Source organism: Halomonas sp. YLGW01, assembly GCF_014840935.1.
GTDB lineage: Bacteria > Pseudomonadota > Gammaproteobacteria > Pseudomonadales > Halomonadaceae > Onishia.
The window spans coordinates 3,256,910-3,278,998 of sequence record NZ_CP062005.1; the positions used below are offsets into that span (position 1 = coordinate 3,256,910).

Annotated in this window: 15 protein-coding genes and 1 CRISPR repeat array; of the genes, 5 read left to right on the forward strand and 10 right to left on the reverse strand. The window is 67.0% G+C overall.

The window, feature by feature from the left end; genetic code table 11:
• Positions 1 to 114: 114 nt before the first annotated feature.
• Positions 115 to 678, reverse strand: a complete 564-nt coding sequence (locus IEJ03_RS14890) for a hypothetical protein (protein ID WP_192035581.1) — start codon at positions 676 to 678, stop codon at positions 115 to 117.
• A gap of 374 nt (positions 679 to 1,052) precedes the next feature.
• Positions 1,053 to 1,301 carry a hypothetical protein gene (locus tag IEJ03_RS14895; protein WP_192035582.1) on the reverse strand — a complete coding sequence of 83 codons (249 nt, stop codon included), beginning with the start codon at positions 1,299 to 1,301 and terminating at the stop codon, positions 1,053 to 1,055.
• Between the two features lie 204 nt (positions 1,302 to 1,505).
• Between IEJ03_RS14895 and IEJ03_RS14900 the strand changes: the two genes are divergently transcribed.
• Both IEJ03_RS14900 and IEJ03_RS14905 read left to right on the forward strand, forming a co-directional pair.
• Positions 1,506 to 2,996 (forward strand): glutamate--cysteine ligase, encoded by a 1,491-nt coding sequence (locus IEJ03_RS14900; RefSeq protein ID WP_192035583.1) that lies wholly within the window; start codon positions 1,506 to 1,508, stop codon positions 2,994 to 2,996.
• A 3-nt stretch (positions 2,997 to 2,999) separates the two neighbouring features.
• Positions 3,000 to 4,061, forward strand: a complete 1,062-nt coding sequence (locus IEJ03_RS14905) for a succinylglutamate desuccinylase/aspartoacylase family protein (RefSeq protein ID WP_192035584.1) — start codon at positions 3,000 to 3,002, stop codon at positions 4,059 to 4,061.
• A 51-nt stretch (positions 4,062 to 4,112) separates the two neighbouring features.
• Positions 4,113 to 10,912: a CRISPR direct-repeat array (repeat unit 29 nt; unit sequence CGGTTGAGCCCCGCGCCTGCGGGGATCGG).
• Positions 10,913 to 11,022: 110 nt separating this feature from the next.
• On the opposite strand, the gene cas2e is transcribed toward IEJ03_RS14905, so the two are convergent.
• The 8 genes from cas2e to cas3 are packed head-to-tail and all read right to left on the reverse strand — an operon-like array spanning position 11,023 to position 19,977.
• Complete coding sequence (cas2e, locus tag IEJ03_RS14910) at positions 11,023 to 11,316, reverse strand: type I-E CRISPR-associated endoribonuclease Cas2e (RefSeq protein WP_192035585.1); 294 nt, start codon at positions 11,314 to 11,316, stop codon at positions 11,023 to 11,025.
• A gap of 1 nt (position 11,317) precedes the next feature.
• Positions 11,318 to 12,238: a type I-E CRISPR-associated endonuclease Cas1e gene (gene cas1e, locus IEJ03_RS14915; protein WP_192035586.1), complete on the reverse strand. Its 921-nt coding sequence runs from the start codon at positions 12,236 to 12,238 to the stop codon at positions 11,318 to 11,320.
• 38 nt (positions 12,239 to 12,276) lie between these two features.
• A complete protein-coding gene (gene cas6e / locus IEJ03_RS14920; RefSeq protein ID WP_192035587.1) occupies positions 12,277 to 12,978 on the reverse strand; it encodes a type I-E CRISPR-associated protein Cas6/Cse3/CasE in 702 nt (233 codons plus the stop codon).
• The gene (gene cas5e / locus IEJ03_RS14925; RefSeq protein WP_192035588.1) at positions 12,978 to 13,742 is read right to left on the reverse strand and encodes a type I-E CRISPR-associated protein Cas5/CasD; all 765 of its coding nucleotides are present in this window, start codon (positions 13,740 to 13,742) and stop codon (positions 12,978 to 12,980) included. The genes cas6e and cas5e overlap by 1 nt, the downstream gene beginning before the upstream one ends.
• A gap of 10 nt (positions 13,743 to 13,752) precedes the next feature.
• Positions 13,753 to 14,844: a type I-E CRISPR-associated protein Cas7/Cse4/CasC gene (gene cas7e, locus IEJ03_RS14930; protein ID WP_192035589.1), complete on the reverse strand. Its 1,092-nt coding sequence runs from the start codon at positions 14,842 to 14,844 to the stop codon at positions 13,753 to 13,755.
• A gap of 35 nt (positions 14,845 to 14,879) precedes the next feature.
• Positions 14,880 to 15,563, reverse strand: coding sequence for a type I-E CRISPR-associated protein Cse2/CasB (gene casB, locus IEJ03_RS14935; protein WP_192035590.1), 684 nt, complete (start codon positions 15,561 to 15,563; stop codon positions 14,880 to 14,882).
• Complete coding sequence (casA, locus tag IEJ03_RS14940; RefSeq protein WP_192035591.1) at positions 15,556 to 17,247, reverse strand: type I-E CRISPR-associated protein Cse1/CasA; 1,692 nt, start codon at positions 17,245 to 17,247, stop codon at positions 15,556 to 15,558. The genes casB and casA overlap by 8 nt, the downstream gene beginning before the upstream one ends.
• Positions 17,248 to 17,298: 51 nt before the next feature.
• Positions 17,299 to 19,977, reverse strand: coding sequence for a CRISPR-associated helicase Cas3' (gene cas3 / locus IEJ03_RS14945; RefSeq protein ID WP_242457993.1), 2,679 nt, complete (start codon positions 19,975 to 19,977; stop codon positions 17,299 to 17,301).
• A 330-nt stretch (positions 19,978 to 20,307) separates the two neighbouring features.
• On the opposite strand from cas3, the gene IEJ03_RS14950 reads away from it, so the two are divergent.
• From IEJ03_RS14950 to IEJ03_RS14960, 3 genes are read left to right on the forward strand one after another with little or no spacing between them, the layout of a single operon-like run.
• Positions 20,308 to 20,454 carry a hypothetical protein gene (locus IEJ03_RS14950; protein ID WP_192035593.1) on the forward strand — a complete coding sequence of 49 codons (147 nt, stop codon included), beginning with the start codon at positions 20,308 to 20,310 and terminating at the stop codon, positions 20,452 to 20,454.
• Entirely contained in the window at positions 20,454 to 21,194 is a 741-nt protein-coding gene (locus IEJ03_RS14955; RefSeq protein WP_192035594.1) for an ABC transporter ATP-binding protein, read from the forward strand. Before IEJ03_RS14950 ends, IEJ03_RS14955 begins: the two co-directional genes overlap by 1 nt.
• Positions 21,175 to 22,065 carry a metal ABC transporter permease gene (locus IEJ03_RS14960; protein WP_192035595.1) on the forward strand — a complete coding sequence of 297 codons (891 nt, stop codon included), beginning with the start codon at positions 21,175 to 21,177 and terminating at the stop codon, positions 22,063 to 22,065. Before IEJ03_RS14955 ends, IEJ03_RS14960 begins: the two co-directional genes overlap by 20 nt.
• Positions 22,066 to 22,089 lie beyond the last annotated feature (24 nt).

Genomic DNA, 22,089 nt, shown 5'->3' on the forward strand with positions numbered 1-22,089 from the left:
CTGGAGAATAGCACCGTAGAGGGCCAGTTTGCGTGACCCTCTCCGGTGTAACGTTTCCTTCAACAGAGCAAGCGCATTAGCGACAGAGTCTGCCGAAAGGGCTTACTAAGCTTTTCATCTCTCTGAATCAACATTAAACCATGGCTTCCAGGTACCAATGAGCCGATCTTCAGTAAAGAAACGTTCGGCAATAGCATTTTCAGAAAAGTTCGTAGTGTATGAAAACCCAACGTTATCAAAAATTATGTCCAAGGGTTCTTCGGCCTCTCGAAACACATGCTCTATGCCATAACGCAACTGACAAGAGGTAGTCACTGCTCTTTGTTTTTCATTTGTCACGGGTATTTGATGAAGCCTTCCTTTACATTTTCTTTTTATATGCAAAGAAAATCGGCTTTTGATATTGGTTGACTTACCAACATATAGACATGGATATTCTATTTCCGGTGGCCACCACTCCATAAACTTAACATCAACAGGCTTTTCGCCGGGACCTTTGAGAACGATGTGCCTGTTTGCCTGCAATAGCACATCCCGTTTACCTAGCCACCAAAAGGCGTAAACACCAGGTTCTTCGGGCAATGCAATTCTTTGGCCTTTAAATATATCTCTAACGAGTCGCATTGATGTTTTTCTGTGCAAAACCTGCTTCCTATATAAACTTAACACCGCCAGCATGCGCGGATTTTATTGGAGGCGAAGCCGCAACGAAAAAGACGTCGCCGTGCCTGGCCTTGTTAGGGCTAATGAGGCAACTGAGGTGCCGGCGGTACAGCACCGCCCCTCTTTCCCTGTTGGAATGCCCGCGCACCCATAAGGAAAAATGCAATTAGCTAAACAGGATTAAGAGAACTTCGCCACCGTTGCGCATCCCTTGATGCCAACGCCTCGATGGTTGCTTGGCACGGCTCGACGTCGAGCGAGCGGTTAACGGCAACGCTGAGGAGAGAAATGAGAGAATAACGTGGGCGGACACAACGCGGGAACACTCGAGGCATGCCCCGCATCATGGTCAACGGCGCAGCCGCTGGAAGAGGGAGACGATGCCGGCCTCACACCGGCGAGCCCTTGCCGTCGACGGTCTCGCCCTTCAGGTACTGCTCGGTGGTCAGCAGGAACAGGCGACGGAAAAGCTCGTGGATCGCTTCCTCGCGCCTGAGCGCCAGCAGCTCCTCGTCCTCGCTCTCGGCCAGCATATGGCGCGGATACTCCCAGGCCAGGCGCACCGCGCCGGAACTGGCATCACGAATCTGCAGGCTGGGGTTGGCGCCCCGCAGGCGGGTATCGATCTGGTAAGGCATGAGGGTGTCCTCGATAGCTGCAATTAATGATAACGATTGTCATTTGCAATCTAGGCGACCCGGCACGCTCTGTCAAAGACGCCTCGACCGGGAACGGAGGCCGCGCCCCTCGACCAAATCCTGCAACCGGCCCGATCGTGAGCGGCAGTTCTTCATTCTTGCCTAGACTGGAGGTATCGCGGGATGCCGCCAGGGAGCGTGGCCATGGGGACCAACATCGATCGGGAGCGGTTCACGGCATCCGACATGAAACGCTTCACCGCTCGCCTCCACGAGAGCCTCGCGGTGCTGCGCGAGCTGCTCGACCAGCCGAGCTTCGGGCGTGGCGCGCCAAGCCTCGGCGCCGAGCTCGAGACCTATATCGCCGATGACAACGGTCGCGTGCTGCCCCTCAACCAGCGGCTGATCGACGAGATGCAGGACCCTCAGGTGCAGCTCGAGCTGAACCGCTTCAATATCGAGTACAACCTGACGCCGCTGCCCCTGGCGGGCGCCCCCTTCGCCGCCCTGGAGCGCCAGCTCGTGGCGGCCCTGGCGCGGCTGCAGGGCGCCGCCACGCCTCACGGCGGGCATATCGTGCCGATCGGCATCCTGCCGACCCTGACCCGGGCCGATCTCGGCGCCCATGCGATGTCCGACAGCCGTCGCTTCCGGGCCATGGAGCGCCAGCTCAAGGCGCTGCGCGGCGAGGCCTTCAGCATCGAGATCCACGGCCAGGACCGACTGGCGCTGAAAAGCTCCCATGTCGCCCTGGAGGGCGCCAACACCTCCTTCCAGCTGCACCTGCGGGTGGAACCCGAGCGCTTCGCCGACACCTTCAACACCATACAGCTCATCACCCCGCTGGTGCTGGCACTGGCTGCCAATTCGCCGCTGTTCCTTAAGCAACGGCTGTGGGACGAGACCCGCATCGCCCTGTTCAAGCAGTCGGTGGACGACCGCCAGCGCGGAAGCGATGCCTGGCGACGCCCGTCGCGGGTGGCCTTCGGCCAGGGCTGGGTGCGCCGCGGGGCCTGGGAGCTGTTCGCCGAGACGGTCGCCCTGCACCCGCCGCTGCTGCCAGTGCTCGGCGACACCGCCCCCGGCGCCTGGCGGCCGGGCGACCCCGCCCCGGCGCTGGGCGAACTCCGGCTGCACATGGGCACCGTCTGGCCCTGGAACCGCGCCGTCTATGACCCCGCCGACGGCGGCCATTTGCGTATCGAGATGCGCGCCCTGCCGGCCGGCCCGACCCCGCGCGACATGGCCGCCAACAGCGCCCTGCTGCTCGGCCTGGCCCTCGGCTTGCGCGATGATATCGAGGCCCGACTCAGCGCCCTGCCCTTCCACTACGCGGAGTACAACTTCTACCGCGCTGCCCAGCAGGGCCTTTCGGCGCGGCTGCTGTGGCCTCATCGCCAGCATCACCGGCTCGAGGAGATGCCCCTCGCCACCCTGCTGGAGGACCTGCTGCCCCACGCCCGCGCCGGCCTGATGGCCGGCGGCGTCAGCCCCGCGGATGCCGATGCCTTCCTCGCGGTGAGCGAGGCGCGCTTGGCGGCACGTACCAGCGGCGCCACCTGGCAGCGCGGCATGCTGGCGGCCTTCGAGGCGCGCGGCCTGTCCCGAAGCAAGGCCTGCCGGCACATGCTCGGGCGCTACCGCCATGAGGCCGCGACCCAGCGCCCGGTGGCCGACTGGTCGACGGAGGCCTGAGCCATGCCGCTCGCCCCGTCCTTCGCCCTGCCCGTGCTCACCGCACCAACGCTCGCCGCGGCAGGCGCCTCGACCATCACCCACAGCGACGCGACGACCTGGCTGCGCCACGCCCTCGGCGGGCCCACCTGGCTGCACCTGCCGGGGGAGGACGCGAGCCGCTGCCGGGTGATCACCACCCTGCTCCACGGCAACGAGCCCTCCGGCGTGCTGGCCCTGCACCGCTGGCTGGGCGAGGCGCCGCGCCCCAGGGTCAGCCTGGCGATCCTGGTGGCCAATGTCGCCGCCGCCCTCGCCCCGCCGATCTTCACCCATCGCATCGCCCCCGGCGGACGGGATCTCAACCGCTGCTTTCGCCCACCCTTTGGTGATGCCAGCGGCGAGCTGGCTCGGCGCATCGCCATGGACATCGCCGCCTGGGCACCGGAATGCGTGATCGACCTGCACAACACCTCCGGCAGCGGCCCGGCCTTCGCCGTCGCCCTGGCCCGCGACCCCGCCATCGAGCGCCTGGCGAGCCACTTCTGCGACCGACTGATCGTCTCGGACTTCCGGCTTGGCAGCCTGATGGAGCTGCCACTGACCGCCCCGACCCTCGCCGACTGCCCGATCTTCACCCTCGAATGCGGTGGCGCCCGGGACCCGGCCGCCCTCGAGGTGGCGGCCGACGTCTATCGTCGGCTCGGTGACTGGCCGGACCTCGCGGCCCTCACCCCCGCCCCCGGCCTCGAGGTGCTGATCCATCCGCTGCGGGTCGAACTGCGCCCCGGTGCTAGCCTCGCCTATGCCCGCGGCCCGGAGCCCGGCGCCGATATCACCCTCTGGGCCCGCATCGACACCTGCAACCGCGGTATCACCGACCCGACCACCTGCCTCGGCTGGCTCGGTGAGGGGGGCCTTCGCTACCTGCAGGCCGTCGACGCCCGAGGCAGCGACCGTCTGGGGGAGCTGCTCTGCGCGCGAAACGGCAGGCTCTACCCCCGCCGCCCACTGCGCCTGTTCATGGCCACCACCAACGCCGAGATCGCCCGCAGCGACTGCCTGTTCTACGCCGTGCCGGAGTGAGCGCCAAATGTTGGTAACCGATAATGCTAGGACTTACTGGGTGCTTAAGGATGGTTGAGCCCCGCGCCTGCGGGGATCGGGAGCTGGCCCACATGCGGGCCTGGGCCGAGGCCGGTTGAGCCCCGCGCCTGCGGGGATCGGACCTTGGCTTTGCCGTCCTCGTCGGTCGCTGGCGGTTGAGCCCCGCGCCTGCGGGGATCGGATCATGCCCAGGGGATTCAGTGCCCCGGTGATCGGTTGAGCCCCGCGCCTGCGGGGATCGGGGCGGGTGTCATGTGGCAATCTCCTCTGGACGCGGTTGAGCCCCGCGCCTGCGGGGATCGGGATAGCGGAGTGCGCTCGCAACTCGGGCCGATCGGTTGAGCCCCGCGCCTGCGGGGATCGGCTCGGCGCCGAACTAGCCGCCGGGGCCACCACCGGTTGAGCCCCGCGCCTGCGGGGATCGGCTCGGCGCCGAACTAGCCGCCGGGGCCACCACCGGTTGAGCCCCGCGCCTGCGGGGATCGGGGCCCTGGCGTCGTCGCGCCAGAAGCCTTTCACGGTTGAGCCCCGCGCCTGCGGGGATCGGTCCATGACAGCCACCGTGAGTCGTGCAATGACCGGTTGAGCCCCGCGCCTGCGGGGATCGGTCCGAAATGCGGATTCGAGTTCGATGACTAAGCGGTTGAGCCCCGCGCCTGCGGGGATCGGTCTTGCAGTCGTCAGCGTAGACGCCCCAGCGGCGGTTGAGCCCCGCGCCTGCGGGGATCGGTCTTGCAGTCGTCAGCGTAGACGCCCCAGCGGCGGTTGAGCCCCGCGCCTGCGGGGATCGGCGGCGGTCATCGTTGCGGATCCAGTCGACGAACGGTTGAGCCCCGCGCCTGCGGGGATCGGGATATCGTCGAGCAGTCGGGCAAGAAGGCTCACGGTTGAGCCCCGCGCCTGCGGGGATCGGGACTGGGCCGAGGGCACGGTATCCAGCGAAACCGGTTGAGCCCCGCGCCTGCGGGGATCGGGAGCCCCCCGAGGGCATCGAGGAGATCACCATCGGTTGAGCCCCGCGCCTGCGGGGATCGGGTCGGCGATGTTGTTGCGACGCAGCTTGCCGGCGGTTGAGCCCCGCGCCTGCGGGGATCGGCTTCGCTGACTGCACAGAGTTTACTCGCAGTGCGGTTGAGCCCCGCGCCTGCGGGGATCGGGACCTGCCTACGGTCGCCGATGTGCGTCAGACCGGTTGAGCCCCGCGCCTGCGGGGATCGGGCATCCTTGACCGGCCGGAAGTAGGGGGCAAACGGTTGAGCCCCTCGCCTGCGGGGATCGGTTTGGTCGCTCTGGACGCAGCCCTGGAGGCGTCGGTTGAGCCCCGCGCCTGCGGGGATCGGTGCGGACGGAAGGTGCGCAGCAGGATATTGCGCGGTTGAGCCCCGCGCCTGCGGGGATCGGTCGCGGCGGTGGTCTCGCTCATTCGTAGATCTCGGTTGAGCCCCGCGCCTGCGGGGATCGGTTTATGTCAACTGGCGGCGGCGAGCTTAAGGACGGTTGAGCCCCGCGCCTGCGGGGATCGGATCAGACATGGCCATTTGCAGCGGGTCGCCAACGGTTGAGCCCCGCGCCTGCGGGGATCGGTGCGCCAGCGAATGCGCTATCACCGACCTCTACTGGTTGAGCCCCGCGCCTGCGGGGATCGGGACCCCATGATTTCGACCGGTGCGGTCGGGTTCGGTTGAGCCCCGCGCCTGCGGGGATCGGCCGTTGCGCGTTGCGTGGTGGGATCAGTGGCGCGGTTGAGCCCCGCGCCTGCGGGGATCGGAAAATTTTTTCTTCTTTGGTGAGTTTTCTAGACGGTTGAGCCCCGCGCCTGCGGGGATCGGAATCGAACGCAGGAAGCCGAAACGATGAAAAACGGTTGAGCCCCGCGCCTGCGGGGATCGGTGCCAGCGCTGGTAGACGATGCCGTTCTGGTCCGGTTGAGCCCCGCGCCTGCGGGGATCGGGATGGGTCCAAATTTGGGCCGATTCTAATCATCGGTTGAGCCCCGCGCCTGCGGGGATCGGCAGCTAGTCCGCGCCCTGGTGCCAGCCTCCGGCGGTTGAGCCCCGCGCCTGCGGGGATCGGATCGATTATCTCTTGCAACGCCATGCCTGATGCGGTTGAGCCCCGCGCCTGCGGGGATCGGCTGCCACCGACCCGCGAGGCTGCCCTCGCCTCCGGTTGAGCCCCGCGCCTGCGGGGATCGGACGCCACGGCGGCCCGTGGCGTCTAGTCACTGCGGTTGAGCCCCGCGCCTGCGGGGATCGGGTCGATGTTGCGGATGTAGTCGCGCAAGGCGCCGGTTGAGCCCCGCGCCTGCGGGGATCGGCGGATGTCCTCGTCGGTGGCGCCGTTGGCCACCGGTTGAGCCCCGCGCCTGCGGGGATCGGGCTTTTTCGGTCCTCGGCATTGGCCTGGCCTCCGGTTGAGCCCCGCGCCTGCGGGGATCGGCAGGCGATCGGCGTTAAAACGCAGGCGCTGGGCGGTTGAGCCCCGCGCCTGCGGGGATCGGTCGATGCGTAGGGTGTCGAAGCGGTGGCAGCGCGGTTGAGCCCCGCGCCTGCGGGGATCGGGCCGACGTAACCCATCATTTCATCACTGACGCCGGTTGAGCCCCGCGCCTGCGGGGATCGGGTGGCCTCTTGAGCGGACGCGCTGGCCTCGTTCGGTTGAGCCCCGCGCCTGCGGGGATCGGGGCACGATCGTGTAGGTGGTGGTCGGCTTCTCCGGTTGAGCCCCGCGCCTGCGGGGATCGGCGCGCCACCCCCGGCGCCGCCGGCTGGGATGTCGGTTGAGCCCCGCGCCTGCGGGGATCGGTGACGATGCGGCTCTGGTGTTTCGTGATCGGGCGGTTGAGCCCCGCGCCTGCGGGGATCGGCCGCGCGATGAGGCTCTGGCCTACTCGAAGATCGGTTGAGCCCCGCGCCTGCGGGGATCGGGAATCCGAGATGGGGGCCGTGCCTGCGCTCGACGGTTGAGCCCCGCGCCTGCGGGGATCGGACCACGAAACTCCATCACCGGGTCGACCACTCCGGTTGAGCCCCGCGCCTGCGGGGATCGGACATCGGCCATCTCAGCGATGCGTGATTCCAGCGGTTGAGCCCCGCGCCTGCGGGGATCGGTAGGGCAGCTTGTTGAGGATCGTCTCGTCTACCGGTTGAGCCCCGCGCCTGCGGGGATCGGCGGCTGGGACTGATACGCGGCATGGGGTGTACCGGTTGAGCCCCGCGCCTGCGGGGATCGGTAGAACTTGCGGTACACGCGATAGGTGCCGCCCGGTTGAGCCCCGCGCCTGCGGGGATCGGGCGGTGGTCACCAGCCAGCCATTGTCGGTCGCCGGTTGAGCCCCGCGCCTGCGGGGATCGGGAGCACGCTGGCGATGGCCGACCCGATGGCCGCGGTTGAGCCCCGCGCCTGCGGGGATCGGCTACTCGCTGTCGCTCGCGGGCCTCAGTCGTGCGGTTGAGCCCCGCGCCTGCGGGGATCGGATGTTTGAGACGTGGCTTTCGGTGTGTCCTAACGGTTGAGCCCCGCGCCTGCGGGGATCGGACGTTGTAGTAGCTGGGCAGGCTGAGCAGCATCGGTTGAGCCCCGCGCCTGCGGGGATCGGAGGGTGCGGCGAGTGCCTGCCCCCGAACCGCTCGGTTGAGCCCCGCGCCTGCGGGGATCGGGCGTGGATTATCAACGTCTCAGCATTGGAGATCGGTTGAGCCCCGCGCCTGCGGGGATCGGCACTACGCCTCTGCCAGCCGTGACGGCGCGCCCGGTTGAGCCCCGCGCCTGCGGGGATCGGTGTCATGTTGGTTGGTGAATGGTTTCATGTTGCGGTTGAGCCCCGCGCCTGCGGGGATCGGAAGCACTACGCCGACCAGCTGGCCCTGCACGACGGTTGAGCCCCGCGCCTGCGGGGATCGGGATGTCGTTCAATGCGGCGGCGATACGTTTGCCGGTTGAGCCCCGCGCCTGCGGGGATCGGCGCAACTCCCGGCGGGCCGCCAGGTCCACGATCGGTTGAGCCCCGCGCCTGCGGGGATCGGCTGGACCTGATCCTGAAGGCCCGCCAGCTCGGCGGTTGAGCCCCGCGCCTGCGGGGATCGGGCCAAGGCCTTCGAGACCCTGGCCCGCTCCTCCGGTTGAGCCCCGCGCCTGCGGGGATCGGCGGGTGGCGGGCCTCAAGGCCCTGCGTCAGGCCGGTTGAGCCCCGCGCCTGCGGGGATCGGGCCAGGCCGATGTGGATAATGTCGATAACGTCGGTTGAGCCCCGCGCCTGCGGGGATCGGGTCGTGCTTCCATAGCCGCTAGAGGTATCGGCCGGTTGAGCCCCGCGCCTGCGGGGATCGGTAGCGTTCGTCTCCGATGGCGGCGGGCTGATCCGGTTGAGCCCCGCGCCTGCGGGGATCGGGGTTGCCATCGAGTACAGCGCCGACAACTCGACGGTTGAGCCCCGCGCCTGCGGGGATCGGAGGCTCGGGATCTGGCGCTTGTCACGGATGATCGGTTGAGCCCCGCGCCTGCGGGGATCGGGCACCTCAAGGTATCGGACGGTGCCGTCGAGGCGGTTGAGCCCCGCGCCTGCGGGGATCGGACCAGACAGGACGTCTCCGGGGCATCGAAGCCCGGTTGAGCCCCGCGCCTGCGGGGATCGGGTCTATGGATAGGCTGTAGGTGAGACCGTGGGCGGTTGAGCCCCGCGCCTGCGGGGATCGGTTGAAGCACTGCGTCCTGATCGGCACTGGCGCCGGTTGAGCCCCGCGCCTGCGGGGATCGGCGAGCGTTGGTCATCGAGGTCTTTTCCCCGGCCGGTTGAGCCCCGCGCCTGCGGGGATCGGAGCTCGTCCTCATGCTCGAAGATTTCAGCGACCGGTTGAGCCCCGCGCCTGCGGGGATCGGACGCTGCGCGAGGCGCAGATCAACTACGACAACGGTTGAGCCCCGCGCCTGCGGGGATCGGGCCGGCGAGGACATCCTGATCACCCGCTCGCACGGTTGAGCCCCGCGCCTGCGGGGATCGGGTCGGTCGCGGATCAAGCAGCAGAACGAGACGCGGTTGAGCCCCGCGCCTGCGGGGATCGGGGCATCAAGACCACGCTCACCACCGATCAGGACGGTTGAGCCCCGCGCCTGCGGGGATCGGTACGGCAGTTTGTTGAGGATGGTCTCATCCACCGGTTGAGCCCCGCGCCTGCGGGGATCGGCTAACCAGACAAGCGTTCTCACATCCTGCCAGCGGTTGAGCCCCGCGCCTGCGGGGATCGGGCGCCAGTACATCGGCGGCATGGACGTTCTAACGGTTGAGCCCCGCGCCTGCGGGGATCGGGCATAGGCCTGCAGCTGGGCCTCGGCGCTCTCCGGTTGAGCCCCGCGCCTGCGGGGATCGGGGAAAGCAGCCGGGCAACATGAAGACCGCGACCGGTTGAGCCCCGCGCCTGCGGGGATCGGCGCTGCGCCTCGACCTCGGCGCTGATAATCGCCGGTTGAGCCCCGCGCCTGCGGGGATCGGAGCACCAGCGGCACCGTCGAGGGCGAAGACGGCGGTTGAGCCCCGCGCCTGCGGGGATCGGGTCGCCATGTATGAGGAGGATGTGCTGACCAACGGTTGAGCCCCGCGCCTGCGGGGATCGGCGCGAGGCGCTGGTCGCGACCTATGTCGAACGCGGTTGAGCCCCGCGCCTGCGGGGATCGGCTGAAAGACTATGCCGGCGTGACCGTCGAGAGCGGTTGAGCCCCGCGCCTGCGGGGATCGGGGCTGCCGTCCGAACCAGTCGGCATAATTGGTCGGTTGAGCCCCGCGCCTGCGGGGATCGGGCCGCCCGCTTCACCCTGGCGGATACGCTCTACGGTTGAGCCCCGCGCCTGCGGGGATCGGTTGAAGGCTGACGATCGGTGGGCCTCAGGCACCGGTTGAGCCCCGCGCCTGCGGGGATCGGACATACCCGCTGGAGAAGACGCCCTGGATCGCCGGTTGAGCCCCGCGCCTGCGGGGATCGGGCGTCTCGCTCGCGCTCCGGCAGCAAGCTGATCGGTTGAGCCCCGCGCCTGCGGGGATCGGGCAAGGCCGGGGTATTCGCAATCCGGGTCGTGCGGTTGAGCCCCGCGCCTGCGGGGATCGGGTAGACCTCCGGCATGTCGTGTTCAGCCAGCTCGGTTGAGCCCCGCGCCTGCGGGGATCGGGCTGTAGGGATCGTCGGCACAGGCGATGATCTCGGTTGAGCCCCGCGCCTGCGGGGATCGGGGAGGTTGAGTGCATTATCCCGCCCTGCGATCGGGTTGAGCCCCGCGCCTGCGGGGATCGGCGACGCCTGTCCTCTCGCTGCGCTGGTGCTGCCGGTTGAGCCCCGCGCCTGCGGGGATCGGGAGTGGAAGGCGACCGGGCGCGACCCGCGAAACGGTTGAGCCCCGCGCCTGCGGGGATCGGGGCGAGACCATCTGCCTGATCGCTCGCCGTAACGGTTGAGCCCCGCGCCTGCGGGGATCGGAAAGAGCTTGGCGTGCGCGCGCAGTGGCTCATCGGTTGAGCCCCGCGCCTGCGGGGATCGGGCCACCTCGGTGTCGATCTCGAGCGGGCGGCCCGGTTGAGCCCCGCGCCTGCGGGGATCGGACCAGCCTGGTGATCGAGAAGAACGGCGACACCGGTTGAGCCCCGCGCCTGCGGGGATCGGCAGCGCGAGTACCCCTCGACCCCCGAGGAGGCCGGTTGAGCCCCGCGCCTGCGGGGATCGGATGGAGCTGCTCCCCGATGGAACCATGGAGGACGGTTGAGCCCCGCGCCTGCGGGGATCGGTGGCGGGCACGCTCGGGGTCGATGCCTTCGTACGGTTGAGCCCCGCGCCTGCGGGGATCGGACTAATCGTAGACGATTGTTTAAAAAGAACAAAATCGCTGGCGGAAAGTCCACCAGCGATTTTGCTCATTATTCGATCAATGCAATTTGTTAAAGATCCGATAAAATCAATTAGTTGGCTTCTTGGGGTAAAAAGCGCACCAAGCGCAGCCCGTCATGATCGATAGGCTCACGCCGGTTGGTACCGTAGGTCTGAAATTCAAAGCCTGATTCGTGGTTACTGGCCCAGGCCATGGCGACGTTACCGTCTTCGGCCAACGCATCGACCTGCTCCCAGATCATTTCGCGAATGCGTTGGCTGACATCGCCGACGTAGACACCAGCACGAATTTCCAGCAGCCAGATAGCGAGCCTACCGCGCAAACGCGGCGGCACGGCCTCGGTCACTACAACTAACATGGCCATCTCATTTGCTCCGGTGCCCCTGGTCGCCCACGGAGGCGGGCTCGGGAATGGCAGGCAGCATGGCCTCCGGGGCTGGCGGCGGTGGCTCGATATCGCCTGCTGCCAATACGTCTTCGATCATGGGGATCAGCCGCTGCAACACGCGGCTTTGCTTAAAGGCGTCGCGACACGCAATGCGCACCTCGCGCTCGGGGGTCGCAGGATGACGCGCAGCAATGCGAAAGGCGGCGGGCACTACGGTCTCGAATTTGACGATATCGGCAATGTCATAGACGAAGCTCTGGGGCTTTCCGGTATGCAAAAAACCGATGGCAGGGGCATAGCCTGCGGCCAGAATCGCGGCCTCGGTGATGCCATACAGGCAGGCCGTGGCCGCAGATAGGCATTGATTGGCCACATCTGACGATTCCCATTGCGTCGGGTCATAACGCCGACCCTTCCACTTCACGCCATACTGTTTGGCCAGCATTTGATAGGTCTTGCGCACCCGAGCGCCTTCCATGCCGCGCAACTGTTCGATACTACGCCGTGACGGTGGTGGTTCGCCGAACCTCAGCTCGAACATCTTGCGGACGACTTTCAAACGCAGGGAGTCATCCAGCGCCAGCTTCGCCTGATAAAGCAGCTTATCGGAACGCGCGCCACCGGGCTGACCCGCGCTATAGAGGCGTACGCCCGCATCACCCACCCAGATCAGCAGGGTGCCCACTGTAGCCGCCAGCTTGACAGCAGCGTGAGAGACCCGGGTGCCCGGCTCCAGCAGCAAACAAGCCACTGAGCCGACGGGAATATGCATGCGTTCGCCATTCACCTCATCGATGACGACGAAGGCGCCATCGCGTACGTCGATCTGCCCCATGCCGACGAAGATCATCGACATGCGGTCCTTCTCGGGGATCGGCTTGAGCGGGATAAACCCCATCGCGGCCTCCTTGCCGGTGATGTATCAGGGGTGACGAATCAGGGGCGGCGCACCAACAGCAGGCCGCAGCCGAAGGCCTTGGCACGCCCCACTCCCTGCGCCAGGGTCTCGATCAGCCGCCCTGGGTCGGTGACCTCCAGCAGCCCCTCGTAGTCGACGCTGGAGAACTGGATAGCATCGCGCCGCCCGGGCTTGTTCAGGGCGTGCTGCCGATAGGCCCCCACCTCTGGGGCCACCGGCAGACGAAAGCCACTGCCCTCGGCGCGGGTCTCGAGCCAGTCGCGTGCGGCGGCATCCATCGCATGCACGCATTCGGTGCTCGTTCGCTGCCCGGGTGGGAAGGGCTTCTTCGCCGCCATCAGTACGTCGCTGCGCGGCGAGTGCTTGGCGCCTGCCACGCGCCTGGCCACGGTGGGGTTGGCCCGTAGCCGAAAGGCCAGCTGATCGCCGACGGCTAGCGTCGGGGCGAAGGGCTTGCATTGCACCTCCAGCAGCCCCTGAGAGGCGGCCGGCTCGCGATCGGAGAGCAGATAGAATAGCGGCAGTCCCTTGGGAGCCTTGTTCTGGCTAGCGTCCCCTTCTTCCATCTCCTGGCGGAACAGGAAGGGGCGCGCGCCGTCATGGCCCGGAAACAGCTGCCACAGCAGCTGGTGGGCCGCATAAGCGCCGCCCCCCATGATCTCGAACAGGCTTTCGCGGGACAGCCCGTTGAGGTCGACCCTCACACGTGAGAGATACATCAGCGCGCCTCCTTGGCGTTGGCATCGCGGGCGAAGCGCCGATACTCGACGCGCGGCCCGAACTGCCAGCGGCGACGGTTCAGCGGTTGATCCCAGACATCGTTGGATTCCACGCCGTGGGCCTCGCCGTCGAGGCGTTCGGCGCCGCCTTCCCAGGCATACATCACCTCATCGGTCAGGCCCAGCGCCAGGCGCTCGGCCCGCTCAGAGTGGCCGACCAAGGGCGGGAAGCTCGAGTCCAGGGCGTCTCGCAGGCACGCGGCTTCGACCCGTCGAGGCGCCAGCGGCGCCGCCAGCGGGCAGGCCTTGCGCCCGAGAAACAGCGCGAAGCGGGGGCGCTCGAGCGCTGCCTGCAGCTCCTCGAGCAAGTGCGTGGTACCGTCAGCGCTCCATACCGCGACGGTCCAAAGGCCGTCGCAGCGATAGTCGCGGCTGGAGAGAATCGTATTGATGGCCTTGCGCGGCGCGTTGAGTTCGTCACTCCGGGTGCGATAGGTCACCTTGGCCTGGGTCGAGGGCACTTGAGCGGTGTGATAATCCCGCAACAGGGTCCCGGGCGAGCGCTGCTTGACGGCGATGCACACGCTGTCGCCAAACGCCTGCTGGCCGGCATCATCATCGCGTCGGATGCCCAGCGCCGCGCCCAGCAGCCCGAGGATCGCGCCGCGCCCGGGGTGGGTGGCGGTGGGGCGCATCTCGCCCACCGCAGCCTCGCCCCAGCTGGCGAGCGGCGCATAGAGCCGAAAGAGCAGATATTCCGTCATGTCGCCCCCCTTAACGGCCGGCCTTGAGCCATTCGACCAGCTCACCCAGGGTGCCCTTGCTCACCTCGCCCGCGAGCGACGGCGTCTCATAGCCGGGCAGCGCGGCGACGACGAAGCGCCGCTCGGCGCCGGCGCCGTAGGCGCCATCGAACGCGCTGGCCTGAGCCTCGAGGCGCGCGACGGCCTCATCCGCCTGATCCTGGCCGGCAACCGGGCGCAGGAAGGCCGCCGAGAGCGAGCGTGGCTGCTGGTCGCCCTGCTCGGCGAGCACATAGCTCGCGTAGGCGCGGGAGCCGAAGCTGTTCTGCTTGCCCTTGGGCGAGGTGCGCGTGGCTGCGTCGGCCAGTGCGGCGATGGCGCGCTCGGCCAGCTCGCTGTCGCCGTCGAGGTTCTCGACCAGCTGGCGGCGATCGATGCAGATATAGGTGTAGAAGAGGCCCGCGGCGAAGCCGGCCTCGCCGATGTGGGCAGCGCCGCGATCCTCGTCGCCATTATTGAGATCGTCGACGGCGGTGAAGTAGTCGTCTTCCACTTCCGCGGTGTGCACGGTGATGGCATGCGCCACCTGGCAGGCCGCCTCGACGTTGTACTCCGGCACCGCCGCCAGCATGCGGCCGAACAGGGCGATGTCGGCGGCGGCCGGCGTGTGGCGCAGCAGCTTCAGGTCGTTTTCCTCCGGCACGCGGTTCTCGGCGACCAGCGTCTCGACCAGGGCGTCCAACGCCGCCAGCTCTTCCGGACCGACGTGCACCAGCTGCTCGATCTCGAACTCGTGGGCCTCGCCCTTGCCCGCCTTGCGCAGCTTGCCGAACACGCCGGCGATCTTTTCGGCACACTGCGCGGCGAGCTTGTCGGCCATGCCGCGCTCGACCAGGCGATCGTAGGCCTGCTTGCCCAAGCGCTTGGTGCGCTGGCCGCGATACTCGCTCAGCGCCTCGGTGAACAGCGACGAGGTGCGCCAGGTACGCTTGAGGCTCTGCGACGACACCCGCAGACGCTTGGCGCCGCCCATGATGGCGGTCTTGGGCCGCCCCAGGTCATCGCGATTGAGGTTGGCCGGCGGGTAGGACGTCAGCAGGTGCAGCTGGATAAAGTGGCTCATGGTTAAAACCCCTGTGTCATGAGTGATGTCGGTGGTCATTTCGCGTCGCGCTGATAGGTGGCCAGCGTAGTGAAATAGTCGTGGGCCCAGCGAAAGGCCAGACGGTCGTCGGTGCGCCGCGAACGCGGCAGATCGCTCGCTTGTTCCCGGTGCCATAGCAGGATGTCGTCGGCGAGATTGACCGCGCTGATGCCTTCTTTGCCAACCAGCGCCAGGCCACGCCGCAGCCGGCGGGTCAATTCGTCGCTGGTGTGGCTTTGCTGCAGCTGCTGGAAGCGCAGCTCGCTGACCAGCGGCTTGCCGGTTTCGGCCTTTTGCTCACCGAACCGGTGGCCGAGGGTCGCGGCGGATTTCTCGGAGCCTAGCTCGGCCAGCACCGTGGCGACACTCGCCCAGGCCTGCATGTCGCGGCGCCGATAGGCGGGCATATCGGCAGGTTCGGCGGCATCCACATCCAGCATCTGCCAGAGCTTGCGGAAACCTTCGGTGAGCACGGCGGCTTCCGGTGTTGCGCAACGACGCAGCACCGCCCTGACGCCACGCGGCCATGGCGGCGGCAGCCGGCGCTCCCGAGCCTCGGCGTCGCTCAGCGTCAGCCGCTGCCACCATAGGCGCACCACCCGACGTTCGTCATCACTCAGCAAGCGTGCGCGCTTCGCCTCCTTGGCGAGCGCCGGGGTGTCCTCGTCGAAACGGCTGTCTGCCACTGCCTCATTCATGGGCCTTCTCCTTGTCGTCTACCGGATGCTGCAAGGGGCGCAGGTCAAAACCACCCCTATCGGCGAAATGTGCCACGCTATTGCGGCCCTTGCCGCCGCCCAGGAACCAGAACAGCAGGAACTGTCGCGCACGCACCAGGCGCTTCATGTCCATGTCCTCCATGGGGCCGGACAGCGCGTGGGCGTCGAACAGCCGTAACGCCTGACGGCGCAGGGCGAGGTACCAGTCCCGCGCCGCCTCCGCGGGCACTAGAGCCTCAACGCCACCATCACGCAGTACCTCGCCGAGGCGGCGCAGGACGCGGAAGAAATCGGCCTGGGTTGCCTCATAGAACTGCTTGTCGAGATAGCCAAGATCGCCCTTGGCATCCTGGGGGCGCTTGAACCAGGCCATCTTGACCTGGTCACGCAACTTGCCGGCCGCTTCCTGGGCCAGCCCTACGAAGTTCTTCACCCATTCTCGCAGCCGCTCCTGCTGCTCGGCGGGCACGGCCACCAGCGGCATCTCGAGGCTGTACCAGCCTCTCGCCTTCATATTGTCCATGTCATAGCCGAAGGCCCACAGCCGGACGGGCAACAGCAACCGCTCGACGGCCATGCCCGACTGCAGGTCCTCCCGGTTGATGCGCACCTTGTCGGACAGGTAATCGACGACCACCGCCGCCGGCAGAGCCCCGCTGTCGCTGGCATCGTCGAGCACGAAGCCTGCCCAGTGTCGATAGCCGAGGCCGTCATCCTGTGGCTTGCGGGAATACGGCAGCTCCTGGGGCTTCTTGGGGTTGCAGCGATAGGGCGTCAGCGGGTGCCGCCAGGCACCGTCATAGTTGGCCCCATAGTTCTTGGCACGAATCTCGCTTATCCGATGCTCGGCCTGACGACCACAGAGCTGACAGCGACAGGGGCTGTCCTCCACCAGCAGGCGAAAGCGCCGCGGCATGGCCCAATAGGCATGCAACGGGTGCACATCGCCGGGCAGCACTTCCGTGCCTGGCTTGTCACTGACCCGTGTCGGGCCCATCCAGGGGAAGATGGCGGCGTCGTCTGCCTTGGGGGCGGTATGCGCCTGCCCGTCGGCGGTGATACGCGCCGGCGGCAGGACGTTGAGCCACAGCTTGTGCCACAGGCTGGCCTCGGGATCGTCCGGCAGGATCAGGGTAGTCAGTGGTCCGCCGCCGCGCAGCCCGACGCGGACCCCGGCGCCACCCGCCGGCGCGCTGATCTGCATGGTGAACAGTGCAATGGCCGTGCAGTCCCGACAGATCTCGTCGGCGATCCCCCGCTTGATGAAGTGATCGATGTTCTTCTTTCGAGTGCTTTCTCCGGGTGCCTCGATCAACAACGCGGCTACCGTCGAGGGAGCCGTTTGCTCCAGCGGGTCCAGGTCCTGCATGAAGCGCGGCCCATCGCCATCCAGTGCGAAGGCGCCGGCAAAGGGAGCGAAGGCATCCTTCAGCTCGTCTTCGGTGGGGAGTGCCTCGAACCGTTCGGTCCAGTCCATGCCATCTTCCGGGGACAGGGCCGTTTGCAGCAGACCGATCAGCCATTGATAGGCCGCGCCCTGGAAATCAGCACGCGGGAAGGCCAGATCGATGACCTCGGGGTCAGCGATGGCTGCCGGCGGACGGTAGAGAATGCTGTCGTCGCGGTGGCGAAACGGCAGCCAGGGGGCGCTTAACAGATTCAAGGCGAGCTCCTTTCGAACATCGGTTGGGTGGGAAAAGCAACAGTCCGGCGTTTAGTCATCGGCGCTGTCCTCGCGGCCAAAGCAAATTCCATAACGGGTGTCGTAATGGCAGGCAGCATCGTTTTCCACCAGCCAGGGCTGAACGAACCGCAGGGATTTTTCGCGTTCCTGGAGCGCTTCCCAGGCGGGCTGATAGTCGGCCGGCAGGGCCGCCAGATTCTTCGCCTGCGACTCCCGCAGCCGCAGCTGGCTGAGCATCGCGGCATGGCGAACGCCGTCATGCCATAGCCGCAATCGGCCCGGTCCGGCAGGCGCCAGCAACACGACATTGACGTTCGGCTCATCCATCAGCCGGGTGCCGATCTCCACTTCCTCGCTCCATTGATTGCCGCTGAGATAACCGTCGTCCAGCGGCAGGGCGTGATAGGTGGCGAGGCCAGCATCCTTACGTTGCTTGCTGCTGTGCTCGAGGCGGCTCTGCTCCAGTTCCGCCGGCACTTGTTCGATATCGGCGCCATAGACACCCTCGATCAGCGCCCGGGCCTGCTCCGGCAAGCGGATACCACCCAGCTGGCGCAGTACGCGCTGGGTCAACCAGCATAAGGACGTATCGCGATAGACCGCATGGGTACCGGGCAGGAAACGCTGCAGCCAGTCCGCATCGGGGGCCTCGGTCCATTCGGGAGCCAGTACCAGTAGCCGAGGGGCTTCACGCTGCCCACGCTGGTGGCGCTGCAGGCGTCCGGCGCGCTGGATCAGCAGGTCGATGGGAGCCAGGTCGCTGACCATGAGGTCGACATCGCAGTCGAGCGACTCCTGGAAGACCTGAGTGCTGATCAGCACCTGCCCCTGACGTGCCTCGGGCGTGGAGTCCTTGCCCAGGCGCTCGAGCACCCTGGCTTCCCGCTGCTGTCGGTCGGCCATGGTGAAGCGGCTATGAAAGAGCAGGCAGCGCTCGGGCGCCGGATGGCACCCGCGTACCGCCTCGAAGGCGCGAATCGCATCGTCGACGGTGTTGCGTACCCAGGCCACGCATTGGCCCTTCGCCACCGCGTCGAGAACCACGGCGGTGGCGTCTTCCTCGGTGCTCAGCCACTCGGTCTGCACTTCGCGACTGACTTCGGCCCGGGCGGCCACCGGGACTTCCTGGTAGCCTTCCCGGAATAGCTGGGTCAGCAGCGGAAAGTCATCCTCGAGCATCGGCGCCGACTCGACTGACAGGCCGGCGCTCCAGGCGTCGGCCAGGGACTGGCGCATCTGCCGCGGCAACGTGGCAGTCAGCAGAATGGCGCTGCCCCCCTGGCGAGCGTGATAGGTCAGCAGGCGCTGCAGCAGCTGCTGCATGTAGATGTCGTAGGCGTGCACCTCGTCGACGATCAACACCTTGCGGGCCAGCCCGTAGAGCCGCAGCGACTGATGACGAAAGGCCAGCACGCTCATCAGCACCTGATCGACGGTGCCCACGCCCACATCGGCCAGCAGCGCTTTCTTGCGCGAATCGGCGAGCCAGTGATTGCATTGGTAGGAGGCGCTGTACTCATCGGGTTGGTAGTTGCGGTCCACTGGCTGCTCGTGGCCCAGCGCCCTAGCGAAGTCCTCGTTCAGCTCGCGCGCGCCATGCGCCAGCACGAAGGAGGGGGCAGAGGCCGGCGTGTAGAAGCGTCGATGCAGCGCACCGAGACGCGCATACATGGCGTTAGAGGTCGCCATGGTGGGCAGCGCGAAATAAAGGCCTTCTGCATGACCATCCGCCAGCAATCGCTGAGCCAGGATACAGGCGGCTTCCGTCTTGCCGGCGCCGGTGATGTCCTCAAGGATGAACAGCTGCGATCCCGAGGGCAGCTCCGCCTGCTCGGCCTGGTGCTGCAACGGCGTCGGTTCGACCGGCTGACCATCGAACCAGCTCGCCATTCCAGCGTACGCAACTGGCACCGGCGGTTGGCCGAACCCGAAAGCCGTCAGCGCTTCCCCGGCTCGCCGCTTGGCAAGCGCCCAGTATTCGGCCAAGGGCATCGGCCGGTCATGGTAGGGAAAGTGCCCTTGATGGGAGCCGATCCAGTCGCAGAGCACCGCCCAGCCCGCTAGCTGCCAGCTCAGCGGTTTGAGGGCCTCATGCCAGGCGGGAGACAAGAGCTGCACCTGTGACCATGGCACCTCGCTGAGCCGGCACCACTCGGCGATGAAGGCCGAGGCTGCCTGGACGTCATCACCACTCGCATCGCTGCCGAAAAAATCACGCATGTTAAGGCCGTTGCCCGCCACCGGCTTGCCGTGGTGGCCGAACATCGGCGTCAACAGGGTGCTGAACGTCCTGGAAAGCTGGTCACGCTCGCGTCGCCCGGGCGGGCTTCCTGGCCAGTTCAGCACCCCGTCCTTCAGCCATTCCATCCAACACTCTTGCCACAGCAGAGCACCCAGCCGGTCGTGACGCTGGCTGTACGCGAAGCGGGGCAAAGCAGGCACCATTTCGTTTTCTTGCGACTGGGCAAGCCCCTGGAAAGCCCGCGAAAACTTGCCGAGATCGTGAAGTCCCAGCAGGAAGACGAAAAAACGTCGCAGCGCCTCGGGCGCTATATCCAACTGCGCCGCCATGCGCTGAGTCAGCGCCCGTTCAGGCGACAGCAATTGCCAGCCGACGGCGGCTACATCGAGGCTGTGATATGGCAGCAGATGGTAAGGAGCACCGTCGCCTGCTGGCTTGGCCTTGCCCCAATAGCGGTAGTAACTCACCCACGAACTCCCTTTCGTATTGAGATTACCCCACTCATATAAGCATCCGATCTTCTTCCCTGCCACCACTCGCATTACTGAGCAGACACTCACTCTGACTGAGGTGGCGCGCATCATACTTTTTCGGAGGCCCATGGCGCCCCAAGCCCTTAACGCCTTCTGTTTTAGCGCCACGCCCTCTCAAGACGTTCTGCCATACGAAGCAGATTCTGGGTCTATCGTTCACTTACCCGCCGTCTCTCTGGCCTCGAGAGACTTTGTTATGTTATAACCTCCGCCCTATCTCAAGCCCGATCCCCTCGTCCAAGACCCCACTCAAGAGATCGCACCATGGCACACCGCCACCACCATCGGCCGGAAGGCCCCTGTCATTTCTCGCTGATGTCGCTGTCCTGGGCACGGCGCCTGCTGCTGGCCGCCGCCCCGCTCGCGGCGCTGTGGCTGGCGGTGTCCTGGGCCGCGGGGTGGTGGTCCTGATGGCGCGCCTGGCCCTGCATGATCTAAGCCTCGCCCAGGGCGGCCGCACCGTGCTCGAGCACGTCGAGGGCGAGTTCCCGGACGGCGCCATCACGGCGCTGATCGGCCCCAATGGCGCCGGCAAGAGCACCCTGATCCAGGGCATCATGGGCCTGCTCAAGCCCAGCCGGGGGCGCATCGACTGCGCCGTGCCCAAGGAGCGCCGCGCCTGGCTTCCCCAGCAGCTGGCACTGGATCTGTCCTTCCCGATGAGTGTGGAAGAGCTGGTGATGACCGGAACCTGGCCAAGCCACGGGGCGCTCAAGGGCTACTGCGGCCCCCATTACCGCAAGGCCCGTGAGGTGATGGCGCGGCTGGGCATCTCGCACCTGGCGCACCGCCCGCTGGGCGAGCTGTCCGGTGGTCAGCGCCAGCGCGCCCTGTTCGGCCGCACCCTGATGCAGGAGGCGGAACTGCTGCTGCTCGACGAGCCCTTCGCCAACGTCGATATCGACACCATCGAGGTGCTGACCGGGGTGCTGCGCGAGATGGCCCGCCAGGGCACCACCATCCTGGTGGTGCTCCACGACCTGGACCAGCTGACCCGGCTCGCCGACGAGGTGCTGCTGCTGGCCGACGGCCATGCCCGCTGGAGCACACCCAAGGCCGTCATCGACCACCGCCAGAGCGGCCTACGCGCTGCCATGCCGCTCATGCCGACTTATTCCACGGAAGCGTCCCATGCTCGAACTGCTGAATAGCCTCGTCCTCGCGCCCTTCGACTACGGCTTCATGCAGCGGGCGCTGGTCGCCGGCCTGGCGCTGTCACTGGCCGCGCCGGCGCTGGGGGTCTTCTTGATGCTGCGCGGCATGAGCCTGATCGGCGATGCCATGGCCCATGCCATCCTGCCCGGGGTGGCGCTCGGTTTTCTGCTGGCGGGCTTCTCGCTGCCGGCGATGAGCCTCGGCGGCATCCTCTCGGGCCTGCTGGTCGCCGGGCTCGCCGGCAGCGTCTCGCACATGAGCGGCCACCGGGAGGACTCGGCGATGGCCAGCTTCTTCCTGATCTCGCTGGCCGGCGGGGTGATGCTGGTGTCGCTGGGCGGCAGCAGCGTAGACCTGACTCATGTGCTGTTCGGCTCGATCCTCGCCGTGGACTCCACCGCCCTGGTGCTGATCGCCGCCATCAGCAGCCTGATCGTGGTGGTGCTGGCCGTCGTCTTCCGGGCCCTAGTGGTCGAGTGCCTTGACCCGCTGTTCCTGCGCGGCCAAGGCATGGCCGGCGGCCTGGTGCATGGCGTTTTCCTCGGCCTGGTGGTGCTCAACCTGACCGCCGGCTTCCAGACGTTGGGCACCCTGATGGCGGTAGGCCTGATGATGCTGCCGGCCACCACCGCGCGCTTCTGGTCGAAGCGCCTCGAGGGCCTGATCGGCCTGGGCATTCTGCTGGCCGTGTTCGCCACCAGTGGCGGGCTGCTGCTCTCCTATCACCTCGAGCTGCCCTCGGGACCGAGCATTATCCTGCTCGCCGGAGCCTGCTATGTGCTCTCGGCACTGCTTGGCCGCCATAACAGCCTGCTGGCGAAGCTGCGCCGCCGCGACGCCCCGCTGGAGCCGCGGGAGGCCGACTAGCTCGACAGCCTTCGATCGCCAACC

Excerpts from the sequence above, each read along its gene's own strand:
- IEJ03_RS14890 (WP_192035581.1), bottom strand. The coding sequence starts at position 678 with ATGCTGGCGGTGTTAAGTTTATATAGGAAGCAGGTTTTGCACAGAAAA.
- IEJ03_RS14895 (WP_192035582.1), bottom strand. The coding sequence starts at position 1,301 with ATGCCTTACCAGATCGATACCCGCCTGCGGGGCGCCAACCCCAGCCTG.
- IEJ03_RS14900 (WP_192035583.1), top strand. The coding sequence starts at position 1,506 with ATGGGGACCAACATCGATCGGGAGCGGTTCACGGCATCCGACATGAAA.
- IEJ03_RS14905 (WP_192035584.1), top strand. The coding sequence starts at position 3,000 with ATGCCGCTCGCCCCGTCCTTCGCCCTGCCCGTGCTCACCGCACCAACG.
- cas2e (WP_192035585.1), bottom strand. The coding sequence starts at position 11,316 with ATGGCCATGTTAGTTGTAGTGACCGAGGCCGTGCCGCCGCGTTTGCGC.
- cas1e (WP_192035586.1), bottom strand. The coding sequence starts at position 12,238 with ATGGGGTTTATCCCGCTCAAGCCGATCCCCGAGAAGGACCGCATGTCG.
- cas6e (WP_192035587.1), bottom strand. The coding sequence starts at position 12,978 with ATGTATCTCTCACGTGTGAGGGTCGACCTCAACGGGCTGTCCCGCGAA.
- cas5e (WP_192035588.1), bottom strand. The coding sequence starts at position 13,742 with ATGACGGAATATCTGCTCTTTCGGCTCTATGCGCCGCTCGCCAGCTGG.
- cas7e (WP_192035589.1), bottom strand. The coding sequence starts at position 14,844 with ATGAGCCACTTTATCCAGCTGCACCTGCTGACGTCCTACCCGCCGGCC.
- casB (WP_192035590.1), bottom strand. The coding sequence starts at position 15,563 with ATGAATGAGGCAGTGGCAGACAGCCGTTTCGACGAGGACACCCCGGCG.
- IEJ03_RS14950 (WP_192035593.1), top strand. The coding sequence starts at position 20,308 with ATGGCACACCGCCACCACCATCGGCCGGAAGGCCCCTGTCATTTCTCG.
- IEJ03_RS14955 (WP_192035594.1), top strand. The coding sequence starts at position 20,454 with ATGGCGCGCCTGGCCCTGCATGATCTAAGCCTCGCCCAGGGCGGCCGC.
- IEJ03_RS14960 (WP_192035595.1), top strand. The coding sequence starts at position 21,175 with ATGCTCGAACTGCTGAATAGCCTCGTCCTCGCGCCCTTCGACTACGGC.